At 59.0% G+C, this 21,608-nt stretch carries 20 protein-coding genes; 10 read left to right on the top strand and 10 right to left on the bottom strand.

Annotated elements, in window-relative coordinates; all coding sequences use genetic code 11:
• The first annotated feature begins 257 nt into the window (after nt 1-257).
• A complete protein-coding gene (locus KP001_RS08160) occupies nt 258-1,457 on the top strand; it encodes a class I SAM-dependent rRNA methyltransferase (protein WP_217289035.1) in 1,200 nt (399 codons plus the stop codon).
• A 10-nt stretch (nt 1,458-1,467) separates the two neighbouring features.
• Here KP001_RS08160 and KP001_RS08155 read toward each other — a convergent pair whose 3' ends face one another.
• Complete coding sequence (locus tag KP001_RS08155; RefSeq protein ID WP_217289034.1) at nt 1,468-1,875, bottom strand: bacteriohemerythrin; 408 nt, start codon at nt 1,873-1,875, stop codon at nt 1,468-1,470.
• A gap of 68 nt (nt 1,876-1,943) precedes the next feature.
• Here KP001_RS08155 and KP001_RS08150 point away from each other — a divergent pair, with 68 nt between their 5' ends.
• A complete protein-coding gene (locus tag KP001_RS08150) occupies nt 1,944-2,591 on the top strand; it encodes a hypothetical protein (RefSeq protein ID WP_239027932.1) in 648 nt (215 codons plus the stop codon).
• A gap of 336 nt (nt 2,592-2,927) precedes the next feature.
• Here KP001_RS08150 and KP001_RS08145 read toward each other — a convergent pair whose 3' ends face one another.
• A complete protein-coding gene (locus KP001_RS08145) occupies nt 2,928-3,746 on the bottom strand; it encodes a polysaccharide deacetylase family protein (RefSeq protein WP_217289033.1) in 819 nt (272 codons plus the stop codon).
• Between the two features lie 500 nt (nt 3,747-4,246).
• On the opposite strand from KP001_RS08145, the gene KP001_RS08140 reads away from it, so the two are divergent.
• The 7 genes from KP001_RS08140 (at nt 4,247) to KP001_RS08110 (ending at nt 11,705) form a co-directional block, all read left to right on the top strand.
• A complete protein-coding gene (locus KP001_RS08140) occupies nt 4,247-4,693 on the top strand; it encodes a thioredoxin domain-containing protein (RefSeq protein ID WP_217289032.1) in 447 nt (148 codons plus the stop codon).
• Between the two features lie 99 nt (nt 4,694-4,792).
• Nucleotides 4,793-4,939 carry a hypothetical protein gene (locus KP001_RS08135; protein ID WP_183347616.1) on the top strand — a complete coding sequence of 49 codons (147 nt, stop codon included), beginning with the start codon at nt 4,793-4,795 and terminating at the stop codon, nt 4,937-4,939.
• Between the two features lie 151 nt (nt 4,940-5,090).
• Entirely contained in the window at nt 5,091-6,851 is a 1,761-nt protein-coding gene (locus KP001_RS08130; protein WP_217289031.1) for a sensor histidine kinase, read from the top strand.
• 1 nt (nt 6,852) lies between these two features.
• Complete coding sequence (locus tag KP001_RS08125) at nt 6,853-7,263, top strand: response regulator transcription factor (RefSeq protein WP_217289030.1); 411 nt, start codon at nt 6,853-6,855, stop codon at nt 7,261-7,263.
• Nucleotides 7,264-7,407: 144 nt separating this feature from the next.
• On the top strand, nt 7,408-8,058 hold the full coding sequence (locus KP001_RS08120; protein WP_217289029.1) for an outer membrane protein: 651 nt from the start codon (nt 7,408-7,410) through the stop codon (nt 8,056-8,058).
• Nucleotides 8,059-8,084: 26 nt separating this feature from the next.
• Nucleotides 8,085-8,894, top strand: coding sequence for a PAS domain-containing protein (locus KP001_RS08115; protein ID WP_217289028.1), 810 nt, complete (start codon nt 8,085-8,087; stop codon nt 8,892-8,894).
• Between the two features lie 411 nt (nt 8,895-9,305).
• On the top strand, nt 9,306-11,705 hold the full coding sequence (locus tag KP001_RS08110) for a PAS domain-containing sensor histidine kinase (protein ID WP_217289027.1): 2,400 nt from the start codon (nt 9,306-9,308) through the stop codon (nt 11,703-11,705).
• Between the two features lie 475 nt (nt 11,706-12,180).
• On the opposite strand, the gene KP001_RS22210 is transcribed toward KP001_RS08110, so the two are convergent.
• The 8 genes from KP001_RS22210 to KP001_RS08075 form a co-directional block, all read right to left on the bottom strand.
• The gene (locus KP001_RS22210) at nt 12,181-12,306 is read right to left on the bottom strand and encodes a hypothetical protein (protein ID WP_015719648.1); all 126 of its coding nucleotides are present in this window, start codon (nt 12,304-12,306) and stop codon (nt 12,181-12,183) included.
• Between the two features lie 255 nt (nt 12,307-12,561).
• The gene (locus KP001_RS08105) at nt 12,562-13,080 is read right to left on the bottom strand and encodes a Spy/CpxP family protein refolding chaperone (RefSeq protein ID WP_217289026.1); all 519 of its coding nucleotides are present in this window, start codon (nt 13,078-13,080) and stop codon (nt 12,562-12,564) included.
• A 377-nt stretch (nt 13,081-13,457) separates the two neighbouring features.
• Nucleotides 13,458-15,698, bottom strand: a complete 2,241-nt coding sequence (locus tag KP001_RS08100) for a putative bifunctional diguanylate cyclase/phosphodiesterase (protein WP_239027930.1) — start codon at nt 15,696-15,698, stop codon at nt 13,458-13,460.
• A gap of 28 nt (nt 15,699-15,726) precedes the next feature.
• The gene (locus KP001_RS08095) at nt 15,727-16,212 is read right to left on the bottom strand and encodes a ferritin-like domain-containing protein (protein WP_217289025.1); all 486 of its coding nucleotides are present in this window, start codon (nt 16,210-16,212) and stop codon (nt 15,727-15,729) included.
• Complete coding sequence (locus KP001_RS08090; RefSeq protein WP_217289024.1) at nt 16,209-17,579, bottom strand: sensor domain-containing diguanylate cyclase; 1,371 nt, start codon at nt 17,577-17,579, stop codon at nt 16,209-16,211. Before KP001_RS08090 ends, KP001_RS08095 begins: the two co-directional genes overlap by 4 nt.
• 58 nt (nt 17,580-17,637) lie before the next feature.
• Nucleotides 17,638-19,257: an ABC1 kinase family protein gene (locus tag KP001_RS08085; protein ID WP_217289023.1), complete on the bottom strand. Its 1,620-nt coding sequence runs from the start codon at nt 19,255-19,257 to the stop codon at nt 17,638-17,640.
• 2 nt (nt 19,258-19,259) lie between these two features.
• Nucleotides 19,260-19,409: a lmo0937 family membrane protein gene (locus tag KP001_RS08080; RefSeq protein ID WP_217289022.1), complete on the bottom strand. Its 150-nt coding sequence runs from the start codon at nt 19,407-19,409 to the stop codon at nt 19,260-19,262.
• 410 nt (nt 19,410-19,819) lie between these two features.
• On the bottom strand, nt 19,820-21,337 hold the full coding sequence (locus KP001_RS08075) for a B12-binding domain-containing radical SAM protein (protein WP_217289021.1): 1,518 nt from the start codon (nt 21,335-21,337) through the stop codon (nt 19,820-19,822).
• Nucleotides 21,338-21,420: 83 nt separating this feature from the next.
• Here KP001_RS08075 and KP001_RS08070 point away from each other — a divergent pair, with 83 nt between their 5' ends.
• Nucleotides 21,421-21,606, top strand: coding sequence for a hypothetical protein (locus tag KP001_RS08070; protein WP_217289020.1), 186 nt, complete (start codon nt 21,421-21,423; stop codon nt 21,604-21,606).
• Nucleotides 21,607-21,608: the final 2 nt, after the last annotated feature.

Genomic DNA, 21,608 nt, shown 5'->3' with positions numbered 1-21,608 from the left:
CTGAAGCAGTGCTGTGTTCCAGTTCCTCCCTCTCCCTTTGGGAGAGGGGTGGGGTGAGGGCGCCGCAAATAAAGAGCACCAGAACAGCAGCTCCCTCATCCTCCCTGCTGGCACCCTCCAGCTTCGCCCTCTCCCTTTGGGAGAGGGTCGGGGTGAGGGCGCCGCAAGGAAGAGCACCATAACAGCAGCTCCCTTACCCTCCCTGCGGGCACCTTCTCCCGGAGATGAGCGGGATGGGGCGACCGCGAAGGAGTCACATGTCCAAACAGTACGTGGTAGGAAACGAATCGGTGCGGATGATCGAACTGGGACACCCCTGGATCATCGCGGATGCCTACACCAGGAAGTGGCCCGCCGGAGAGGCGGGGGACCTGGTGGAGCTGGTCGACGGCAGCGGGCGTTTCATGGCCATGGCCCTTTTGGATCCCAAGGACCGCATCGTGGCCCGGATCCTGTCGCGGGAGCGGATGCGCCTTGACCGTGGCTGGGTGCAGTCGCGCCTGGAGCGGGCGGTGGCGCTGAGACGAAACCACGCGGACCTCGACGACTCGGACGCCTACAGGCTCGTGAACGGCGAGGGGGATGGACTCCCGGGACTCACCGTCGACCGCTACGGGGACTACCTCATGGTGCAGGTCTACTGCTCGGGGTGGCGCAGGCATCTGAAGCTGGTGACGCAGTCGCTGGAGGAGCTCCTTGCGCCGGCGGGGATCTACGAGAAGGGGCGCCCCCAGAACACCCGGGAGCTCGAGGCGGAAAGCGACGACAAGAAGTACGGCCGGCTGCTGACGGGCACGGCCGCGGTGGAGCCTCTGCTGGTGCGGGAAAACGGGCTCACCTTCCGGGTCAGCCTGGAGCGCGGCCTCAACACCGGGCTGTTCCTCGACATGCGCAAGAACCGGCGCGACCTCATGGCGCGGGTGAAGGGAAAGCGCTTCCTGAACCTCTTCTCCTACACCGGCGCCTTCTCGGTCGCAGCGGCCGCGGCTGGTGCGAGCCTCGTCACCAGCGTTGACGCGTCCCCGAGCTACATGGCCCAGGCCAGGGAGAACTTCGAGCTGAACCGGCTGAACCCGAAGCGGCACGAGTTCCTGGTGGGGGACTGCTTCACCATGCTGGATGACCTCGCCCGGCAGAAGAAGGTCTACGACGTGATCCTGATGGATCCCCCCTCCTTCTCCACCACGGCCAAGAGCCGCTTCACCACGCGCGGCGGCACCTCTGACCTGGTGGCCGCGGCGCTCAAGCTCCTTAAAAGCGGAGGGGTGCTCATCTCCTCGTCCAACCACCAGAAGGTGGACCTTGCGGATTACTTGAAGGAACTGCGCCGCGGGGCCTTGCAGGGAGGGGACCAACTGCAGGTGGTTTCCTTCAGCGGCCAGCCCGAGGACTTCCCGTACCCCGTCACCTTTCCCGAGGGACGCTACCTCAAGTACGTCATCGCCGTGAAGGGGTGAAACGGCTGGATCAGCTCACCCCGCAGTCGTGCAGGAATTTCGCGTAACGCTTGTCGGTGAGCTCGATGTGGTTCAGCACCCAGCTTGAGAGGAAGTTCAATAGCTCCAGCGCGAGCCCCGGTTTCCTGGAGCTCAGCCGCTCCTTGAAGGCGAAAGCCTTGGCGATGAAGCGCTGGTGTTCCAGTTCGTGCAGCGCCATCTCGGGGTATTTATGCGTCCGGAAGAGCTCTTCCTCCACGGCGAAATGTGCCTGCGCGTAGTTGAAAAGGTTGGTGAGCACGTCCTCCACCACGTCGGCGGACTCGTTGTTCCTGATGGCCTGGTCCAATTCGTCCATCATCTGGATCAGCTTTTTATGCTGTTCGTCCACCTTCCCGATTCCCACACTGAGACTATCCGACCACTCTATTAATTCCATGAACCTTCTCCCTATGGGGACGTGTTGAAGCCAATTCGTCTTGCTCCGTAGCCAACCGGAGCCACTCTGTGCTATCTTTGCCCATCGCCGCCAACTTCGCCGTATGCACCGGAGTCTTCATGGGCACGCCACGACCGCATGAACTGGAAATATCCTGCCAGCAGATACTGTTGCCCGACTCCTCCGTCTATTCCGTGCAGTGGATCGAGCTCCCTGCAGAGGCGGCGTTCCGCGCCACCCCCGCTTTCCTGCTGGAGCATTACTTCAAGGTGGTGCGCCGTTGCACCCTGGGGGTGATCACACCCGTCATGACCGCGAGCGCCGTGGAGTTCCGGGTGACCGGTACCCGCTGCGCCCTCCTCGCCTTCAGCGCGCCCCGCTTCGAGACGGCGGGGACGACGCAGGCGGTGCACCTCTGCATCAGCGGAGGCATCCTGGTCCAGCCGGGGGAGTGCGACAGCGGCATGTTCTCCCTGCTGAGCGCGGCGGGCGCGGACCGGGTCCGGGTCACGGTGCAGCTTTCCGACTACTGCCCGCTCCTTTTGGGGAGCAGGAACCCCTCCCGGCTGCGCAAACTCTGCTACGGGATGACGCAGTCCTTCTTCCACAAGGTGGTCACCTTCAGATACCTGGCGTCCCTGTTCCGCGAGATCTGCGGCGTCAGGGCACGGGTGACCGTCAAGAACGTGGTGGTGCGTGAGGGGGCTGACATCTGACCCAAGCTACTATTCGGATTCAGGGGATACTACTTGAGGGATTTGAATGGGGGGGGAGAGAAACAGGCTGGCACTACTCGGGCTTTTTCTGGTTAAGAGCTTCATAAAGAGCTATCTGTTCCGCGGTTGAGAGTTTTCTCGCGGGTTTATGTCGCGCCCGGCACATCCTGCACCTGTCATCGGAACACCACTGGCAGAAGGTGCAGTCCGGGCATGGGTATTTCTTGCAGTTTTCAGCGCAGTTCTTCTTTTCTTCCATGTAACCATCACGACGGCTGTGACAAAAAAGCGGCGCCGGCGCCATTGCCGGGCGCCGCTTTTCCTGTTGGGCCGGTATTAGTACACCACGTTTCTCTTGGGGGCGGTTCCCTCGACGATGCGGGCGAAGGATTTACCCTGGTCCGCGTTGATCAGGAGGTAGCGCGGCAGCTTCATGGCGACGTCGTTGGGGCCGGCGTGGTGCGCCTCAATGGTGAAGGTCGCCACGTATCCCGCCTCTGCCGCCCTCTTCAGCAGGTAGTCGTCATAGATGCCGAAGGGCCAGGCGAGCAGGTCCACCTTGGTCCCCAGTTTCTCTTCCAGCTTGGCCTTCGACTTCTTGAGCTGGGTCTGAACCGACTTCTCGAACTCGGCGGGCGCCATCTTCTTCTTGTCCCGTTTGAAGTTGGGGTGCCAGAAGGTGTGGGACTGGATGTCGAAACCGTTCTTCTGCAGGGTCTTCAGTTGCTCCCAGGTCATCGCGTACTTCGCGTTGGAGATGGCGGAGGGGTACACGAAGACCGTGACCGGGACGTTGTACTTCTTGGCGAGTGGCAGCATGTCGCTGTAGACCGACTTGTGCGCGTCGTCCTCCACGATCACCACCGACTTGGGAGCGGGGGCGGGGCCCTTTTTCAGGTAGTAGTCCACGAGCTTTCTGAGCGGGATCACGGTGTACCCGTTGTCCTTCAGGTACTTCAGGTGTTCCTCGAAGACCGAAGTCTTGATGGTCATGCCGTCGGCCACGGTGGGGCCGAAGCGGTGGTAGAGCAGTATGGGGACGTTGACCCCCTGACCGGCGGCGGGCTGGGCCGGTTTGGCGGGGCTGACGGCCTGCGCGCCGGGTACGGCCAGCAGGGCGACGGCGAGGATCAGGAGCAGGATGCGGTACTTCATGCGGTATAAGACCTCCGGTGAATTTACGAACATCCCAACATACCAGAAAGTGCACGAATGTGAAACGCAGAATCGTGGGCGGAAACGAAAGGGTCTTCCTGAAAGTCGGGGTTGCGCGGTCCGCCGAAGGACGCGACGACGCTGTTACCTTTCCCCCTTTGCGTGGGTGATCGGAGTATTCCTGGAAAAGGTCGCCCTTAGTCCCCCTCCTCTTGCGGGAGGGGGGCGTCAAAGGGAGGTTTCCCTCTGCATTCCGTGTTTGGCTCCTCAGGTGCCCGTCCACTTTAATCGAAGGCGGGCGAATGATCATTCGCCCCTACAGTACACCGGTCGGGCCGCGCCCCTCCCCCCGGAGGGGGAGGCCGGGAGGGGGGACAAGCTGGCAGCGAGAACTTTCCGTTCACTGGTCACGCTTCGTGGACATCGCGAACGATAGTAGCGTGATGGATGGCTGGGTGGATGGTAGAATTCTGCAGTCGAAATTCCCAAAGGAGGCAGATATGACATCCTTCCAACTCAAATGTCCCCGTTGCGGCGCCGCGAACCGCATCCCCGCCGACAAGGAGGGGGTGGCCGGGCGATGCGGCAACTGCCGCGCCAAACTTCCCCCTCTCTACAGCACCCCCCGCGAACTGGATGACGCCGGTTTCGACGCTTTCATCGCCTCCTACCCGGGGCCCGTGCTCGCCGAGTTCTGGGCCCCCTGGTGACCGCATTGCCTGTCATTCGCACCGGCGGTGCGAAAGGTGGCGGCGCTACTGGCCGGGGAGGCCGCGGTGGTACAGGTCAACACGGATCAAAGCCCGGCGCTGTCGGCGCGTTTCGGGGTGCGCGGCATCCCGGTGCTGCATCTGCTGCGCGGGGGTAAATCTGTGGAGCAGCTGTCCGGCGCGCAGTCGGCCGAGGCGGTGCTCTCCTGGTTTCGGCGTTCGCTGGAGAGGAAATGACACTCAACAGCCACGGACGTAGGGGGGACACATTGACAGGGGCACCGTGTTTGGCAGAATTGGTGTCTATATCTTCATAATGAGAGAGCGGAGGTGACAATGACGAGGGACCAACTGCAGATCCTTGAGAACCAGCTGGTAGCAAACTGCCAGTACAAAGGCATCCAGACCACCCTGCACAAGTTACTGGAAAGTCTCTATGAGGGAAAGAGTCTGGACGCGATACTCACCGAGATGCTGGAATGAGCCACGCCCCGCACATTAAGCTGATCTCGGAGGGAGGCCTCGTCTCCCGGTAAGGACCTTGATGTTTTCTAGCGCGAAACCAACTATCCGTCACCAATTGTCCACGCTGGTTGCCGCCTGCGTCCTGCCGGTCTGGATGATTTGGGCCTTGATGGCCCGTCATGTCTATGTGACCAAGCTGGACCAGGTGAACCGCGACCTCCTCGAGAACGCCCGCTCGATGACCATGGCGGTCGACCGCGAATTCGCCAACGTCCAGGCCTCCCTCACCGCTCTTGGTACCTCTCCTTCCTTTCGCGCCCGCGACTTCGTCGCCATACATCTGCAGAGCAGGGAAATCCTCAAGAACTACCCCGGTGCGGACATCATCGTCGCCGAGTCCGACGGGCAGCAACTCGTGAACACCTACCGCCCCCTGGGGAGCGTGCTTCCCAAGCGCAACAACCCTGACACGGTGCGCCGTATCTTCGAGGGGGGCAAACCGGTCGTGAGCAACCTCTATTACGGCGCGATAACCAGGCGTCCCGTGATCGCCATCGACGTACCGGTCATGATCGATGGCCGCGTGGCCTATGATCTTTCCATGTCTTTCCCCGCGCACGAGCTCTCCTCGGTGCTGCGGAGCCAGAACGTGTTCAAGGAGTGGTACGGCACCGTCGTGGACCGAAACGGTGTGATCACCGTCCGGACCAGCAAGGGCGACCTCTTCGTCGGCAAGGAACTAACCGGCGAACTGCGCACAGCCATGTCGCGTGCCAGCGAGGGGATACTCCGCATCAAGACTCCCCAGGGCGGGGTCGCCTTTTCCGCCTACGCCAAGTCCCCCTTGTCGGGATGGACCGTGGCCGTCGCGGTCCCCAGGGAATTCGCGCTCCGAGAGATCTACAGCTGGATGCGCTGGGTGGTGGGCGCAGGCGTTTTCACCTCCTTTTTGGGGATATTGCTCGCTTCATGGATCGCGAGGCGGATCGCACGGGATATCCAGTCGCTGGTGGAACCCGCCCTTGCCATCGGCCGCGGCGAGCCGGCCACGACGATCGGCACCGATTCAGGCAAGGAGACCTCGGACGTAGCGGAGGCCCTGGTGCAGGCGTCGCAGCTTTTGCAACGCAGGGCGGCGGAACGGGACCAGGCGGAGCGACAGCTTTCCGACACCATCGAAGACCTGAAGCGCGAGACCGCCGAACGGATCCGGGCCATGGAAGAGGTGCGCCGGCAGGAACACCTCCTCACCCAGCAAAGCCGCCAAGCCGCACTGGGGGAGATGGTGGGCAATATCGCCCATCAGTGGCGTCAGCCGCTCAACGCCCTGGGGCTTTTGGTGCAGCAACCGCTGCTGTTCCACGAACTGGGGGAGCTCGATCGTGAGTTCCTGGAGGAGAATAAGTCCAAGTCGATGGCGCTCGTGCAGCACATGTCGCAGACCATCGACGATTTCAGGAATTTCTTCAGGCCGGACAAGGAAAAGCGGCGCTTCAAGGTCTGCGACGAAGTCGCCAAGGTGCTCTCGCTTGTCGATGGCAGCCTGCAATCTCTTGGCGTCACCCTGGACGTGCAGCAGGATGGCGATCCCGCCATCGAGGGGTACCCGAACGAGTTTGCCCAGGTACTGCTCAACATACTGGTTAACGCCCGGGATGCCATAGCGGAACGCGAGGTGGTCTCCCCGAAGGTGCTGGTCCGCATCGCCGAGCAAGACGGGAGAGCGGTGGTCACGGTGACCGATAACGCAGGCGGGATACCCGAGGAAATCATGGACAAGATCTTCGACCCGTACTTCACCACCAAGGGCCCGCAGAGCGGGACCGGGGTCGGGCTCTTCATGTCCAAGACCATCATAGAGAAAAACATGGGCGGTATGCTCACGGCGTGCAACGTCGCGGGCGGGGCTCAATTCAGGATAGAGGTGTGACATGGCAACGACGATGATGCTTGTTGAAGACGACTGCGACACCCTGGAGATCCTTTCCGTCGTGCTGCGGCGCAAGTATGGCGACCTGCTATTGTGCACCGCGGACAACGGCAGGAAAGGGGTTGAACTCTTCAAGGAACGGGCGGTGGACATCGTGATCACCGATGTCAACATGCCCGAGATGGGGGGCGTGGCCATGGTGCGGGCAATCAGGGAGATGAAGCCGCAGGTTCAATTCATCTTCATCACGGCGGATACTGGCAGAGCGACGGTGGAACATGCGGTGGGGGGCGGGTTTCAGCTCGATCATTATATTGAAAAGCCGATCGACTACCGCCATCTCTTCTCAGCCATAGATGAATCACTGGCAGCGGTGAGGACTCAGCCGCCAGACGCTCCGGCCAGGAACTGAGTCAGAGGGTGCTCCGCCGGCGTTATGTCAGGACGTTGATAACGAAAGCGTGTACAAGCCGGTCCGATCGCTGTATACTTCCGTGGCTTGCCCTGGCGTAGCTTTCGAATGTTGTGAAAGAGACCTACTACAAGGAGGACGTCCATGAAAAAGACCCTACTCGCTATCCTCGTATTGACCCTGCTTGCTCTTCCCGCCGCCGCTTCCGCGACGCCGCCCCGTCCCGGCCCCTACGTCTCCGGTTTTGTCGGTCTGACCGTGCCCGAGACAGTCAACGCGACCAGCTTCGAGGGCCCCACCACCTTCAACGATCGCATCAAGTTCGATCCCGGTCTCAACGTGGGGGGCACCCTCGGTTACGACTTCGGCTTCATGCGTTTCGAAGGGGAAATTTCATACAAGGACATTCAGTTGAACACGATCGCCGACCGCGATGGAGGCCCGTCCTTACGGATCGAGGAGGGGAACGTCGATACGACCGCTTTCATGGCCAACGTCTTCTTCGACATGCACAACGACAGCCCCATCACCCCCTACATCGGGGGCGGCGTCGGGTTCGCCGCCCTGCATCTGAACGACGTCTTCACTCCCGCCCTGGTAGACCCTGTGTACTGGGCAGACGACCAGGTGGTGCTCGCCTACCAGGCAGGGGGGGGCTTGGAGGTTGCCCTGAACCGGCAGCTTTCTCTCGACCTCGCCTACCGCTACTTCGGCACCTCGAAGGCATCCTTCATCAACAGCGAATTCGAGCTCCAAACGCACAACGCAACCCTCGGTCTCAGGCTGAAGTTCTGAGAGCCGCGGCATCCAGTGGGGCAACCATGAACGACCTGAGCGCTCAGAACCAGGAACTGGAACGACAAAACCAGCAACTGCTGGACGCCTACGCGAAGTTGGACAAGGCGTTGGCCCAGTACGCGGAGCTTTACGACTTCGCGCCGGTGGGCTATTTGACCCTGGGGCAGGGGCGCCGCATCGTGAAAGCCAACCTCACCTGTTGCGAGCTCCTGCAAAGGGACCGCGTCGTGCTGCAGGGAAAGGATCTGCTCGATTTCGTGCTCAAGGAAGACCGTCCGGCTCTTGTTGACTACCTGGGGCGCCTGTGTCAGGGAACCGGCAAGATTCATTGTGAAGTCCGGCTGCACAACGACACCCCGGTACTGCTGGAGTCCACCGTCTCGAAGGAACAGGGGGAATGCCGCATCGTAATGCTGGACATAAGCCGTCAGAAGAAGGCAGAGGCCGCCCTTAGGGAAAGCGAGAAGCGTTTCAAGGCGCTGGTGGAGGTGACTTCCGACTGGGTCTGGGAGGTGAACGCCGAGGGGGTCTACACGTACGCCAGCCCCAAGGTATTCGACCTCCTGGGGTATACGCCGGAGGAAGTGGTAGGGAAGACCCCATTCGACTTCATGCCGCGGCGCGAGGCCGACCGGCTCCTCATGATCTTCGGCGAGTTGATTGCGCGCCGGGAACCGTTTCACAACATGGAGAACCTGAACCTCAGAAAAGACGGCCGTGAAGTACTCCTCGAGACCAGCGCCGTGCCCATCTTCGACACCGAGGGTGCGTTCTGTGGTTTCCGGGGCATCGACCGTGACATCAGTAACCGCCTTCCCCCTGCGCGGGAATGATGACTTCTTTATTTGACGCTTCGCAGCAAGGCAAAGGCCAGGTCCACAGGAGGACCTGGCCTTTTTCATGTTCAACGGGAAATGCCGGGGATCTGTACCATGTTGTCCACCAAGCGGCACGAGAACCGCGTTTCCCCTTTGCGAAGGGGGGGGCAGTGGGGATTTGCCTTTTGGCCCATTCCAACCATCTACTTTTGAGTCCGTGTAACTGCAAACCAGGTTGACGAGGCATTATTTTATTGTAATAAACATGCAATGTGGTATTTTTCCGGCACTCTATGACTGTTCCTTTGCCGATGGGCATCAAGAACAAAGCAGATAACAACGTCAAGGTACACCCTCGACAGGTCAACGTGCAGGCGTTGGTTCAGTGATGACCATCATGCTGGTTGGCGTAAATGGTGATTGATCATGCCCAGGTTAGGTAATATAGCGGCGCAGCTGCTTACGTGCTTCGCGACGCTCATAGCAACTCTTTACTGGGTGGACCCCCAGGTGGTGGTGGAGCCGACCGCCCTGCTTCCCGCCCTCAACACGGTTTTCCTCGCTTTAACCCCCTTGTTCATCGTTTTCATCTCGACCAGGCTGTTCCTGGCCGTCGGTCGCCTCCCCATGCTCATGCTCGGCTGCGGTATGTTGGCACTGGGGGCTGGCGGGGCGGTCTGCGGATGGTTCATAGGCGGGCACGACGGGCCCAACACAACGGTCACCATCTACAACAGCGGCGCCCTTCTCAGTGGGTTGTTGCTCCTGGCCAGCGCCGTCGCGCCGCTGCTTGGGCTCAAGGACGTCCCACGTCGGCTCCGGCTCCGCCTGGTCCTTTTGGGGTACCTCGGGGTCGCGGCGGTCTCGGGCGGCATCGTCGTGGCAGCGGTCACTGACCTTGCCGCGCCTTTCATCGTGCAGGGGGTGGGGGCCACCTCGACCGGAAAGGCTGTGCTGGCCACCGCGATCGCTTTTTACGCCGCGACCGCCGCCTTGTGCACGAAACAATACCTCGATTCCCGGGTCGAACTGCTGCGCTGGTACTCAACCGGTCTCGCCCTTTTCGCCACCGGGCTTACCGGCGTGCTCTTGCAGAAGTCGGTCGGAAGCCCCATCGGGTGGGCCGGCAGGACGGCGCAATACACGGGCGGGGTCTGCATCCTGGTCGGGGTGCTCACCTTCTGGAAGACCATCATCAGCACCGGACGCCCCATCGCCGAGGCCTTCGGCGAGGTCTCCCGCAAGCGCATAAGCGAGCTCGAGCAGATGAACGCTCAACTGAAGGCTATGATGCAGGAGCAGAGCATCATCCTCGAAAACGCGCCGGTCGCCATCTTCAAGATCGCAGACCGGAAACAGATATGGATCAACCGCAAGGCGGAGGAACTGTTCCAGTATTCGAAGCAGGAGATGGAATTCCAAACCACGCGTAAACTCTATCCCTCCGACGAGGCCTACGACCTTTTGGCGCAGGAGGCGTATCCGGTGCTGGCCCAGGGGGTGCCGTTTGAAACGGAGCAGGATCTGATACGAAAGGATGGGGGACGCTTGCGCGTCAGGTACATAGGCAAGGCCATCGATCCGCCGGACCTCTCCAAGGGGACGCTGTGGCTGCTTGAGGACGTGACCGAGCGCAGGCAACTCGAACTGAAACTGGTCGAAAGCGAGTCGAAGTTCCGCAGTCTGGTGATGAACGCTCCCTTCCTGGTGACCAACGTCGACCGGGAGGGGAACATAGGATTCATCAACCGGTGCTCGGAAGGGTTCGATCCGGAAAAAGTGATCGGCACCAGTTCGTATGATTACCTGGAAGGCGAAAGCAAGGAGATCTACCGCGCCGCACTTAAGAGTACCTTCGAACGGCAGACTCCGCAGAGGATCATCGTCTCGGGGGGTGGAGACAACGGGAGCACGCGCTGGTTCGAGACCGTGCTCGGGCCGCTGGTGACCGATGGCAGGATGGATTCCGCCATCCAGGTCACCATCGACATCACCGAGCGAAAGCTTGCGGAGATGGCCCTCGAGAATGCCCGGGACGAGCTGGAGCGCCAGGTCGCCGCGAGAACGGAATCGCTGACCGCCGCCAACGCCCGGCTGCGCGCCGAGGTCGAGGAGCGCATGAGGGCCGAAGAGCAGATTCTCGAGCATCAAAATAAAATGGAGGCCCTGACCCAGGAACTCTCCCTGACCGAGGAGCGCGAACGGGAGCGGATCGCAGGTGAATTGCACGACCAGGTCGGTCAGCACCTCATCCTGGTGAAGCTCAAGTTGCAGTGGCTGGCCAACGAACTCGGTTCCGAGAAGGAAATAGCGGTAGCCGAGGAGATCGACAAGCTCCTTTCCCAGTCCATCCAGGACATCCGGTCCCTTACCTTCCAGTTGCGCCCCCCCATACTCGCCAACGCGGGATTGGGAGCGGCGATAAAGTGGTTGGCGGAGGAACTCAGGGAAAACTACGGGTTGAACTTCGAACTGGTCGACGACCACACCCCGCCGGCGCTCAGGTACGAGGTGCGCTCCTCCATCTTCCAGGCGGTGCGCGAGATCCTGTTGAACGTGGTCAAGCATTCGCAGTGCAGCCTGGCCCGTATCCGGTTGGGCAGCGACGGGGAGTGCATGCTTATCGAGATAGCCGACAACGGGACCGGCTTCGATCCCGCTGAGGCCGCCGCGAAAAAGAGTCGCACCGGTGGATTCGGCCTGTTCAACCTGCGCAGGAAGATCGAGTACTTGGGGGGCGAGTTCCGGATCGAAACCGAGCTCGGGGTAGGGACGCGTGTGAACATCGCGATTCCCCAGGACCCGGTGGGCTCGGGCCAGGGGTAAGGACGCAAGAGAAGGAAATGGGTGCAGGGGAGGGATCCGCTTCATCAAAAAGTGCATCCCGCCTCAGGTCTGGCATTATTGGTTTCGACCAAGAACCCAATAAATCAAGACAGGAGGACGGGATGCTGCTCAAGTCTATCCAGCGGCAAGCCGCCGTAACGACGCCATTTTGTATAAGGTCTATTTACCCTCGTATCGCGCCCAGTAGGTCGTGCTCTGCTTGGATTGGCGGTCCATTGGCCCCTTGTTCAGGAGGGCGAGGGCTGCGGCACAAAAGACACAGATAACCACTATTGTGAGGGTCATGATTTCTCCCATTGTTACAGACGGTTTGTTACGTGAAGAGCAGGCTGGAGGAGATTCCGTTGCGTGGGAAATTCAGAGGGAAGAAGAGCGGCTGTGCGGTGGTTGTCAAGAGACGGTAAAGTACCGCGGGCTGTCGCTGTCTTCAAAAACAATATCAAGACGGACTTTCTTAGATCGTAAGCTTTACGCCAGCAGTTTTTTCCTCTTTTTTGAGCCGTTTGTCGGCCTTCTTTTCTTTTTGTGTTTTTGCCGGTTCCTTTTTGGATGATTTCTTGCTGTCTTGGCCTTTACTCATGATGTTACTCCTTGTCGTAAAGTTGCATTACGTAAAAGTTCTGTCCTTTGTACCATACCACGATTAGACAGCAGATGTGCTTTTATTACTAGAAAGCCCAAGGGCTGTGGCAACCGTTGAATTCCTGAACCTGAAAAAGAAAAAGCCCTTGGGGGTACCAAAGGCCTTTTAATGGAGGTGGCTAATGGCGGAAACTTATGGCCCCCCCCTTCACTGGTTTTGAGGACCAGGCCCCCCACGTCAGCGGGTTCCGGGCTACTTACGTTTCTTCATATGTTTCGCGCCGGGTTTCCCCTCGCCCATCTTCATCTTCATGGGCGCCATCTTCATCATTTCCTTAAACTGTAGGTCCGTCAGGATCGCCCGCATATCCTTCATAGCCGTCAGCATTTCCAGATGATGGGATGTTTTTATCCCTTCAATCTTTTTGACAGCTGACTTGGCCTTCTCCAGATCGAAATCCTTTACGTCCATGATTTCGGCGAGTTCGATTTCCGCAATTTTCAGGTCCGCCGCGAACCGTGCCTGCTTCTTTTGCATTTCCCGGTGCAGAGGCTTCATCTTCATGATCTGATCATCGGTGAGACCGAGCTTCTCCGCATGCTTGAGGCACATCCCCGTCATGTCGCCCATTTTGCCGGGCTCCATCATCTGTCCATATCCCGGTCCTTGATCGTCCATCGGCATATGCTTCATCTGGGCGAAGGACGCGGGAACGCTGAGCGCCATAAAAGCGACGGTTGCCAGCAAGATAGATACGGTTCTTGTTTTCATGGCTCGATCTCCTCTCGTTGTGGTTACAAAAGCTTAGGCAATACCATTTTAATATCTGGTTCTACAACTAGCATGCCAAAGAATCCGAGTTGACACTCTGTCTGCAAGGGTCTGAAACTGCGTGCCTTCTCAATCCGGCGGGGGGAGGGGAGAGCGTCTGCGCCACCCGGGATCGTCATGTTTGACATAACTGCCATATATGGCGGGTCGTGGTGTGGCAGAAAACGGCGTCCGCCTTATGGTCCTTGACGCCAGCGTACGCCGCTGGCCTGTCTGGCGGCGGGGTAAAAAAAGGAGCCTCGTCCCCAGGAGGAAAACGAGGCCCAAAAAAACCGGTATAACGGCTGGACCGTTCAAGCCACGCGAAAGAAGATGCGCTAGGTCAGGAGTTGAGGCTCTCTCAGCCTCAGCCTGCCGCGGGGATTGTGCAGGTAGTTGGCCTCCTGCTTGAGCAGGGGGGTCAGCCTGCTTGCCGACAGCGGGCGGCTGAAGTAGAACCCCTGCGCCTCCTCGCTCCCCTCCGCCTGAAGCCAGGCGAGTTGCGAAGCGTTCTCAACCCCTTCCGCTATCACCTTGAGCTGCATGCTTCGACCTATGCTCATGATGGCCCGAACCACCGCCATGTTATCGGTATCGTAAGCTATATTATGAATGAAAGACTGATCGATCTTCAGCTTGTCTATAGGGAGCTTCTTCAGGTAATTCAGGCAGGAATAGCCCATCCCGAAATCATCGATGGACAGTTGTACCCCGAGGGCCTTCATGGCGGCCATGCTCGCCAGGACCTTTTCGGGATCGCTCATGAGGGTGGCTTCTGTCAGCTCCAATTCCAGGCATTCTGGCGGCACCCCTGTTTCATACAGGGCCGACTCGATGGTCTCCTCGAAGTCTGCCTGCTGGAAAAAGGTTGCGGAAAGGTTTATGGCCACCGAAAGAAGACCGACCCCCTGCTGCTTCCACTGGCGTAACTGCCGGCAGACGGTTCGTATGGTCCATTTGCTGATTAGAGTAAGAAGTCCTGTCTCCTCAGCGATGCCGATAAAATTTCCCGGGAGGGTGAAACCCTTGACGGGATGCTGCCAACGGATCAGCGCCTCCATGCTTCTGGATTTGCCGGTAATGAGGTCGACCTTCGGCTGGTAGTAAAGCACGAACTCGTTCCGCTCCACCGCGTGCCGCAAATCGGCCTCCATGATGAACCGTTCGCGGGCGTGCTCGGTTAACTTGCGGGTAAAGAACTGATGTCTCTTGCCGCCAGATTTCTTGGCGTGGTACATCGCGATATCGGCGTGCTTTAGCAGGGTGAGGTAGTCCGTACCGTCTTGCGGGAACAGGCTTATGCCTATGCTGGCGTTCAGGGCGGCACTTACCTTCGCGACGGTGAAACCTGACGCTATGATTTTATTTGCCACGGCTGTGGCCTCCGCGGCGCCGCAATCCCAAAGCATGATGACAAACTCATCCCCACCAAGCCGCGACACGATGTCGCAGTACCGCGTGCATTCCTTAAGGCGCCTTGCAACTGACTGGAGGACCCTGTCTCCAACATCGTGGCCCAGGGTGTCGTTTACCTGTTTGAAGCCATCGATATCTAGAAAGAGCAGGGCAATGCTTTTGCTCGTTCTCCGGGCTACGGTCATGACCTGGCCTATCCGCTGGTACAGTGTGCTGCGGTTGGGAAGTCCGGTGAGCGGATCGTGGTGGGCCAGGAAAAATATGCTCTCCTCTGCGAGCTTCAACTCGGTGATGTCGAGGATGAAACCGTCCAGCCGTGAAATCGTGGCAACCCCCTCTATTTCCCTCCTCTGCACCGTGCAGCTGTTCAGTATCCACCGTTCGCCGCCGTTTTTGTGCCGGATGCGGTGCCTGATCGGCTCAGGGTTTTTGCCGGCACGAATGGCATCGAGAAAATGGGAAACCAGTTCCCGGTCATCTTCGTGAACCATCGAGAGCCACAAAAACGGGTCGCGTGAGTATTCCTCTGGGGAATACCCTGTGATGGCAACGCATTTGGGACTGTGGTAGGCTGACACCAACGCGTCATTTTCGAAGCTCGCACTGTAGACGTACTCGTTTATATTGCTCACTATGGCACGGTACTGCTCCTCGCTCTTCGCCAGGGCGTCTGCGACCCGCTTCTGCTCGGAGATGTCCGAAACGGCAAGGCGGCACTCGATCCCCGAACCGCAGAGCGCGGCATCTATGCGCACAAAAAGAGGATCGTGCCCTTGCGGGTGCAGCGCCATCTCTAAGGATTCCTTCCTTTGCAAGGCGAAGACCCTCCCGAGAAATTCAAAGAAGTCAGTTCGGGACTTGTCGGACACAAATTCCGGGAATGACTTGCCCAAAACCTCTCCGCGTGCGATGCCCAGAAGAGCGGAGCCGCTTAGGTTCACGGCAAGGATAGTTCCCCCGCGGTCCAGGGTGAAGTAGCCGATCGGGGCAAAATCATAGAGGTCGGTAAACTTGCCAAGCGTTGCCTCTAGCTCATCCCTTACATGGCGGAGCTCCGCATTCTGCATCTCCAGTTCGATCTGGTGCACCTGCAGCACGTGAAGGAGCCGCCGCGTTTCGTCCTCCGTCCGGCACCGTTTCTTTTTTCCCCGTTCGGATTCCATGATCGACCTCTGCTGGTGTAGTCCCCTCTCAGTATTCCTTGAGGTTACTGAACTCCCCCCAGGCAAGGAAGTTTTTGGGCGACTCGACGAAGGAATAGATGTTCTCGATGATGCTCAGGTGTCTACGTTCCTCGTCGGCGATGCTCAGCACGATCTTACGGGCTTCCTTGTCCTTTATCTGTGCAGCTAGTTCGTGGTAGAACTCGATCGATCTTTGTTCCCGACGGATGACAGCCTGATAGGCGTCGGGGTCTTTTTTTAGCCCTGCCATCTGTTCGCGCTGGGCGAGCATGGGGTTCAAAAGGCAGGCGGTCTCCTGCAGCGCCTTGAATTTTGGGCTTTTTGAGTTAATCCCTGTTTTTAGCTGTACCAAGGCATCGTGATGTTCCTGCTCGGCTTCCGCCAGTATGGCGAAGAGATTCTTCAGTTCCTGATCGTCGGTTGCCTCAGCCAGTTGCTGGTAGTGCGCCCTCGCGTCCTCTTCCATCTTGATGGCACAATCGAAAATGTTCATGGCGTTTCCTCTCCCTGGTCTTCAAGGCCTTCTGTCTGCGATTGCTTCTGCTCCGATTTTTCCCGATACATCCTCTCGTCGCTCAGTTTCAAGGCGTCCTTAATCTCATCCCTGTTTTTTGCTGTGGCTATGCCGAAGGCGATGCTCACCCGGCCATCCATGACCTCCGGGGATTTCATTATCCTGCGGACGGTTTCCCTGGCCACACTGATTTCGGTCTCCGGCAGAATTACGGCAAACTCGTCTCCTCCAATCCGGGCAACGATGTCCTTGGTCCGGAATGCGTGCCGGATGACCCGGGCGGCCATCTGTATAAGTTCGTCTCCCGCTGCATGCCCCACCGTGTCGTTGACAGCTTTCAGTCCGTTGACATCCGCCATCACCACGCTCATGGGAAACATATCCTCTTGGTCCATCCGTTCCAGTTCTTCGTCAAAAAAGGCCCGGTTGTAGAGGCCGGTCAAGGCATCGTGGGTGCTTTCGTAACGCAGAGCTACCTCGACCTCCTTGTGCGCGGTGACGTCATGGGCGATTCCTATAGTACCGATGACCACGTTGTTATCGTCGAAAACGGGAGTCTCAACTTTTTCCAGGTACTGAATGCTCTCCAGCGGCCCAGGGCTCGACTCCTCGAAATAGGTGCGGGTGCCGCTTGCCACCACCTCTCGGGAGTCTTTCCGGTACTTCGCAGCCAGCTTCGGTGGGTAAATGTCTGAATCGCTCTTTCCTATCAATTCCTCAGGGGATATAGCTACCGCCTCGGTGAACGGCTGGTTCCCCGCGAGATACCTTCCTGCGCTGTCCTTTAGCCAGGCCATGTTGGGGATGTTGTCGAGGATGGCCTGTTGTTGCCGCACGACTTCACTGACCCGCTTTTCCGCTAATCTTCGCACCGTGATGTCTTCCATGGCCAGCAGGATGATGCGCGAGCCCGTTTTCTCCAAGAAGATCTCGCGGGCGTTCAGAAGCATGATCTTCTTGCCGATATCGAGGAAGTCATGCTCCACCTCGTAACCGGTTAGGACGGTATCGTGGGGGAGTATCTCCTCGAATAGCACCCGCAGCTTCGGGATATCCCATTGCCGGTTCCCCAGGTCGTAGATGAAATAGCCGATCGTTTCTTCGGGGGTAACCTTGAACGTTTCGTAGAAGCTGTTGTTGGCCGTTATTATCTTCAGATCGAAGGAAAGGACCACCAGCGGCTCACGCACGGTCTGCACGATGCTCTCGGCGTACTCCCTTGCCTCCTGTATCTCGGTTTTCAGTTCCAGGCATAAGTGAGCCGTCAGCGTCAAGGTGGCACAACGCTCGCGCAGTTCAGCGACCTCCCGAACCAATTCCGCTTTCGTTCCCCCCAATACCTTCATGCCTTCTACCTCTTCACACTGAATAGCAAGGCCCGGTCGGCGTCCTTGCCAGAGGAGATCAGCGCCTGCCTCGGTCGCGACGCAACGCACCTATCCATATCATGACAATGCCGGTGATGCCTGTGACGACCATCGTCTCTCCAAGCGCATGGTTCCAGCCGCCAGGCGGAGTGAGTACCAGCATGGCACCGCCGACCACCAGTGCTGCGGCAGCAATGGCCCCGGTCAGCCGCTCCAGATTGCGGCTCACGCGTCCCCCGAGAGCCTCGAGGGCCGGAGTCTGCAGCCGCCCCAGATCGCCCTCGGCAAAGCGCCGCAGAATGCGGCGCGTGTCGCCCGGCGCGTCGCCTGCCAGTCGCTCCAACTCGCGGGCGAACTTGCGCGTTTTTTCATTGATGTTCGGCAGCGAGAAGTGCTGTTTGGTCAGGCGCGCGATCTCCTGTCGAAACGATTTCAGGTAGTCATGTTCCGGGTCGAGCTGGCGTATCATCGATTCCAGGATGATGAAGGTACGCGTCAGGAGGAAAAACTCGGCGGGATTGTGAACTCCGTGGCGGCTGCCGGCGCGCAGCAGCGACCCGAAGGAATCCCCGATGGAAACCTCCGCCAGATCGATTCGGTGAATCTCGGAGAGTACCGCCTTGATGTCCATCAGAAGGGCCCCCCGGTTCACCTTCTCGCTTGCCGCGGTCATCTCAAGATAGGCCTCGGTGGCCGCGCGCGCGTCGCTTTTTACTACCGCTTCCAGCAGCAGCGTCAGCGAATCGCGCATCGGTTCGTCCAACTCACCCGTCATCCCGAAGTCGAGGAGTGAGAGTCGCCCGTCAGGGAGTACCAGTACGTTTCCCGAATGCGGGTCGGCGTGGAAAAGCCCCTCCTCGAAGATGGTCTGCAATGTGAGCCTCACCAATGTGTTGATGAGGCGAGGCATGTCCTCGGGGTGCAAATCCGCGTAGAGATCGATCCTGTTGCCGGCAGCGAACTCCATGGTGAGCACGCTGCCGCTGGAATGTTCAGCCACGACATCGGGAATCCAGAGACCCGGGACATCCGCCAGCGCCTTGCGGAAGAGGACCAGGGAGCGGGCCTCGTGGCTGAAATCGGTTTCCCTGTTCAAGGTAGCGGCGAACTCCCGCACCAACACGGGCAGGTCGAGTGCATGCAGGCGCGGAAAAAATTTTTCCGCCAGCTTCACCAGATAGAACATGGCCGCGACGTCAGTGGAGATCATCTCTTCAAGGCCTGGCCGTTGCACCTTTACCGCCACGTGGCGCCCGGAGTGCAAAGTGGCCTCATGCACCTGAGCGATGGTGGCAGCGGCCAGCGGTGTTTCGCTAAAAGTTGCGAATAGGTCCCCCATCGGCTTGCCAAGTTCCCGCTCGACCGTGCGGCGCACCGCACCTATAGGGCGTGACGGGAGCTGGTCGTGCAGCAGTTCCAGTTCTTCGATGTAGGCGTCCGGCAGAAGGTCGCGCCGCAGTGCCAGCACCTGGCCGAACTTTAGAAAGGTCAGCCCCAGTTCCTCAAAGGTCTCCCGTACCTCTTTTGGTCCGGGCCAGTGTTCCTTGCCGCGCATGCCCCCCAGGAACTTGTGCCGGGCCAGCACCCGCAGTATCTGCAACAGGCGCGGGGCGGTCCTTACCAGGTTGCTTTGCTCGGGGACCATGTCTAGCGACATGGTTACAGCACCTTACGCCCCTGGATGACGCGTACCAGCAGGACGATTATGGCTATGACCAACAGGATATGGATCAGGCCCCCCATTGTGTATGAGGTGACGACACCCGCAAGCCACAGAACTATCAGAATCAGACAAATTGTCCAAAGCATGAGATCCTCCTTTTGTTGCCATGCGCGCCAGCAAACCCTCTCTTCAACTGGACCACACCCTTGCAGGCTTTCACGTTGATCTCCCTTGAATTTCCTTCTCACATGCTACAGCACGGGATATGCCAATGGGGCTGGCCTGGACACGGAACAGCGTAGCGCCACGCCGGGGCAGGTTCTCCGACCGCTCTGCAGTCAGATCGGTACCACGGAGTAGTCTCGGGCCGCATCATTTGGTGGAACCTTCATATTTCGCGGAGAAGCATGGCCCTCCGCGCATTTGTGCGCCCGGATGGGCATGGCGGGCGGCTCCGGCCGTGAGAGTCTTTGGACAGGGCGAGGGCTCCCTACGACAACGCCGGGTAATCACGGTAGAGAGCGGGGTGGCTAGGGTGGGGGATTTTTGCCTGGCCTTACGGTTGTTCCGGGGATGTACGGTGGGGCGATGAGCAAATTTCTGCCGCGACGGTGCGGAAATGAAAACCGTAGATCGTCAGCGTTATCGCCAGAGGCAGCAGTCGCGGTTTCCTCAGTAACGTCCAGAAGAAGACCTTCCAGTAGTGGATTCGCTCTTTCCCCAGAATGCCGAGAAACAGTATGGAACGGATGAACGCTCTGATGTCCCGGGGCTGCAGAAGGGCGAACGAAGACGTCCCCGAAAGCCGGTACTCTTTCAGAAAGATCATCAGGCGGTCGTAGAAATAGTTGGGGGAATAGAGCGTCCTCACCAGACGCTGGTATCCCGCAATCAGGTCATGAGGGGGCATCTTCGGACGGTAATTCAAGAAGGCCTCCGTATTGTTCCCGGTCGAGCTGTTGATGATTCTTCCCTCGTTTGCGAGTCGGCCATGCAGCCTGGTCCCGCGAAGGACCATCAATATGCCCACCATAGCCACGACTATGCCACTCTCCTGGATGAAGCGGAGTTGCGTGTCGAATATGGCCGGCGAGTCGCTGTCGAAGCCCACGATGAAGCCACCCTGCACCTGGAGCCCCGCCCGCTGGATGCACCGCACAGAGGCGGCGAGGTCGCGGTTACGGTTCTGGGTTTTTCCGGTTTCCCTGAGTGCATCCTCTTCGGGGCTTTCGATGCCGATGAACACCTCCCGGAAGCCGGCGGCGAACATCAGTTCCAGAAGATGCGGGTCGTCGGCGAGATTGATGGAAGCCTCGGTATAGAAAAAGAATGGGTTCCCACGTCGTTTCATCCACGAGATCATGGAGGGGAGCACCTCCTTTTTCAGCTTGGGCCTGTCACCAATGAAATTGTCGTCGACGAAGAAGACCCCTCCACGCCATCCCACGCGGTAGAGCGCTTCGAGTTCCTCGATCACCTGGTCCGTGGTCTTGGTTCTCGGTTTCTGTCCGAAGAGTTGGGTGATGTCGCAGAACTCGCAGTCGAAGGGGCATCCCCGTGAATACTGGATATTCATGGAGGCGTACTTGTGCAGGTCGATGAGCGTCCATCGGGGAAGCGGCGTGCGGGATATGTCGGGCCGGCCGTCGGGAAGGTACAGCCGCTGCGGCATCTTTATTTCCAGGTCAGCCAGAAACCTCGGAAGGGTGACCTCCGCCTCGCCGAGCACGAGGTGGTTTACCTGCGGGAATTCGTCATGACAGGTGGTGAAAAGCGGGCCTCCGCCGACGGTCTTGACCCCAACGGCGCGGCACCGATCCAGGACCTCCTGTGCCGATGCCCTTTGGACCGTCATGGCGCTGATGAAGACGTAATCGGACCACTGCAGGTCGCCGTCTGAAAGTCGCTCCACATTCAGATCGATGAGCCTCAACTCCCACTGTTCCGGAAGCATTGCCGCCACGGTAAGTAGCCCCAGTGGAGGGAATACCGCCTTTTTGCCGATGAACGGCAAGGCATGGCGGAAGCTCCAGTAGGTGTCAGGATACTCGGGATAGACGAGCAGAATGTTCATCTCCGCCTCATTCGTGAAGTCGGATTCAGGCGAGCAGCTCCCGAGTCCGACGGCTTGCGCGTACAAAAAAAAAGATGACCGTCATGGAACTCAGGGCTCGACTGACCGCAATTTCCACGCTGTTCCTCGCGTCCGTTATCTTTCTTAGCGGCTACGCCACCACCGGAATGCAGCGATCAGCAACGACCACCAGCAAGGTGCAAACCGTGCAGGGGGATGTCCAGCAAGCTGTCATGCAGGTGAACACTAGTGCAGAAGTGGAGGCTTGATG

Source organism: Geomonas subterranea (assembly GCF_019063845.1).
Lineage (GTDB): Bacteria > Desulfobacterota > Desulfuromonadia > Geobacterales > Geobacteraceae > Geomonas > Geomonas subterranea.
Note: the sequence above shows the minus strand (reverse complement) of the source record. Positions and strands in the feature narration are given on the sequence as shown.

What these genes read in the sequence shown, in the direction of transcription:
- KP001_RS08160 (WP_217289035.1), top strand. Translation starts at nt 258, where the DNA reads ATGTCCAAACAGTACGTGGTAGGAAACGAATCGGTGCGGATGATCGAA.
- KP001_RS08095 (WP_217289025.1), bottom strand. Translation starts at nt 16,212, where the DNA reads ATGAACATTTTCGATTGTGCCATCAAGATGGAAGAGGACGCGAGGGCG.
- KP001_RS08110 (WP_217289027.1), top strand. Translation starts at nt 9,306, where the DNA reads ATGCCCAGGTTAGGTAATATAGCGGCGCAGCTGCTTACGTGCTTCGCG.
- KP001_RS08085 (WP_217289023.1), bottom strand. Translation starts at nt 19,257, where the DNA reads ATGTCGCTAGACATGGTCCCCGAGCAAAGCAACCTGGTAAGGACCGCC.
- KP001_RS08125 (WP_217289030.1), top strand. Translation starts at nt 6,853, where the DNA reads ATGGCAACGACGATGATGCTTGTTGAAGACGACTGCGACACCCTGGAG.
- KP001_RS08075 (WP_217289021.1), bottom strand. Translation starts at nt 21,337, where the DNA reads ATGAACATTCTGCTCGTCTATCCCGAGTATCCTGACACCTACTGGAGC.
- KP001_RS08135 (WP_183347616.1), top strand. Translation starts at nt 4,793, where the DNA reads ATGACGAGGGACCAACTGCAGATCCTTGAGAACCAGCTGGTAGCAAAC.
- KP001_RS22210 (WP_015719648.1), bottom strand. Translation starts at nt 12,306, where the DNA reads ATGAGTAAAGGCCAAGACAGCAAGAAATCATCCAAAAAGGAACCGGCA.
- KP001_RS08070 (WP_217289020.1), top strand. Translation starts at nt 21,421, where the DNA reads ATGGAACTCAGGGCTCGACTGACCGCAATTTCCACGCTGTTCCTCGCG.
- KP001_RS08115 (WP_217289028.1), top strand. Translation starts at nt 8,085, where the DNA reads ATGAACGACCTGAGCGCTCAGAACCAGGAACTGGAACGACAAAACCAG.
- KP001_RS08100 (WP_239027930.1), bottom strand. Translation starts at nt 15,698, where the DNA reads ATGGAATCCGAACGGGGAAAAAAGAAACGGTGCCGGACGGAGGACGAA.
- KP001_RS08145 (WP_217289033.1), bottom strand. Translation starts at nt 3,746, where the DNA reads ATGAAGTACCGCATCCTGCTCCTGATCCTCGCCGTCGCCCTGCTGGCC.
- KP001_RS08130 (WP_217289031.1), top strand. Translation starts at nt 5,091, where the DNA reads ATGGCCCGTCATGTCTATGTGACCAAGCTGGACCAGGTGAACCGCGAC.
- KP001_RS08120 (WP_217289029.1), top strand. Translation starts at nt 7,408, where the DNA reads ATGAAAAAGACCCTACTCGCTATCCTCGTATTGACCCTGCTTGCTCTT.
- KP001_RS08105 (WP_217289026.1), bottom strand. Translation starts at nt 13,080, where the DNA reads ATGAAAACAAGAACCGTATCTATCTTGCTGGCAACCGTCGCTTTTATG.
- KP001_RS08155 (WP_217289034.1), bottom strand. Translation starts at nt 1,875, where the DNA reads ATGGAATTAATAGAGTGGTCGGATAGTCTCAGTGTGGGAATCGGGAAG.
- KP001_RS08080 (WP_217289022.1), bottom strand. Translation starts at nt 19,409, where the DNA reads ATGCTTTGGACAATTTGTCTGATTCTGATAGTTCTGTGGCTTGCGGGT.
- KP001_RS08090 (WP_217289024.1), bottom strand. Translation starts at nt 17,579, where the DNA reads ATGAAGGTATTGGGGGGAACGAAAGCGGAATTGGTTCGGGAGGTCGCT.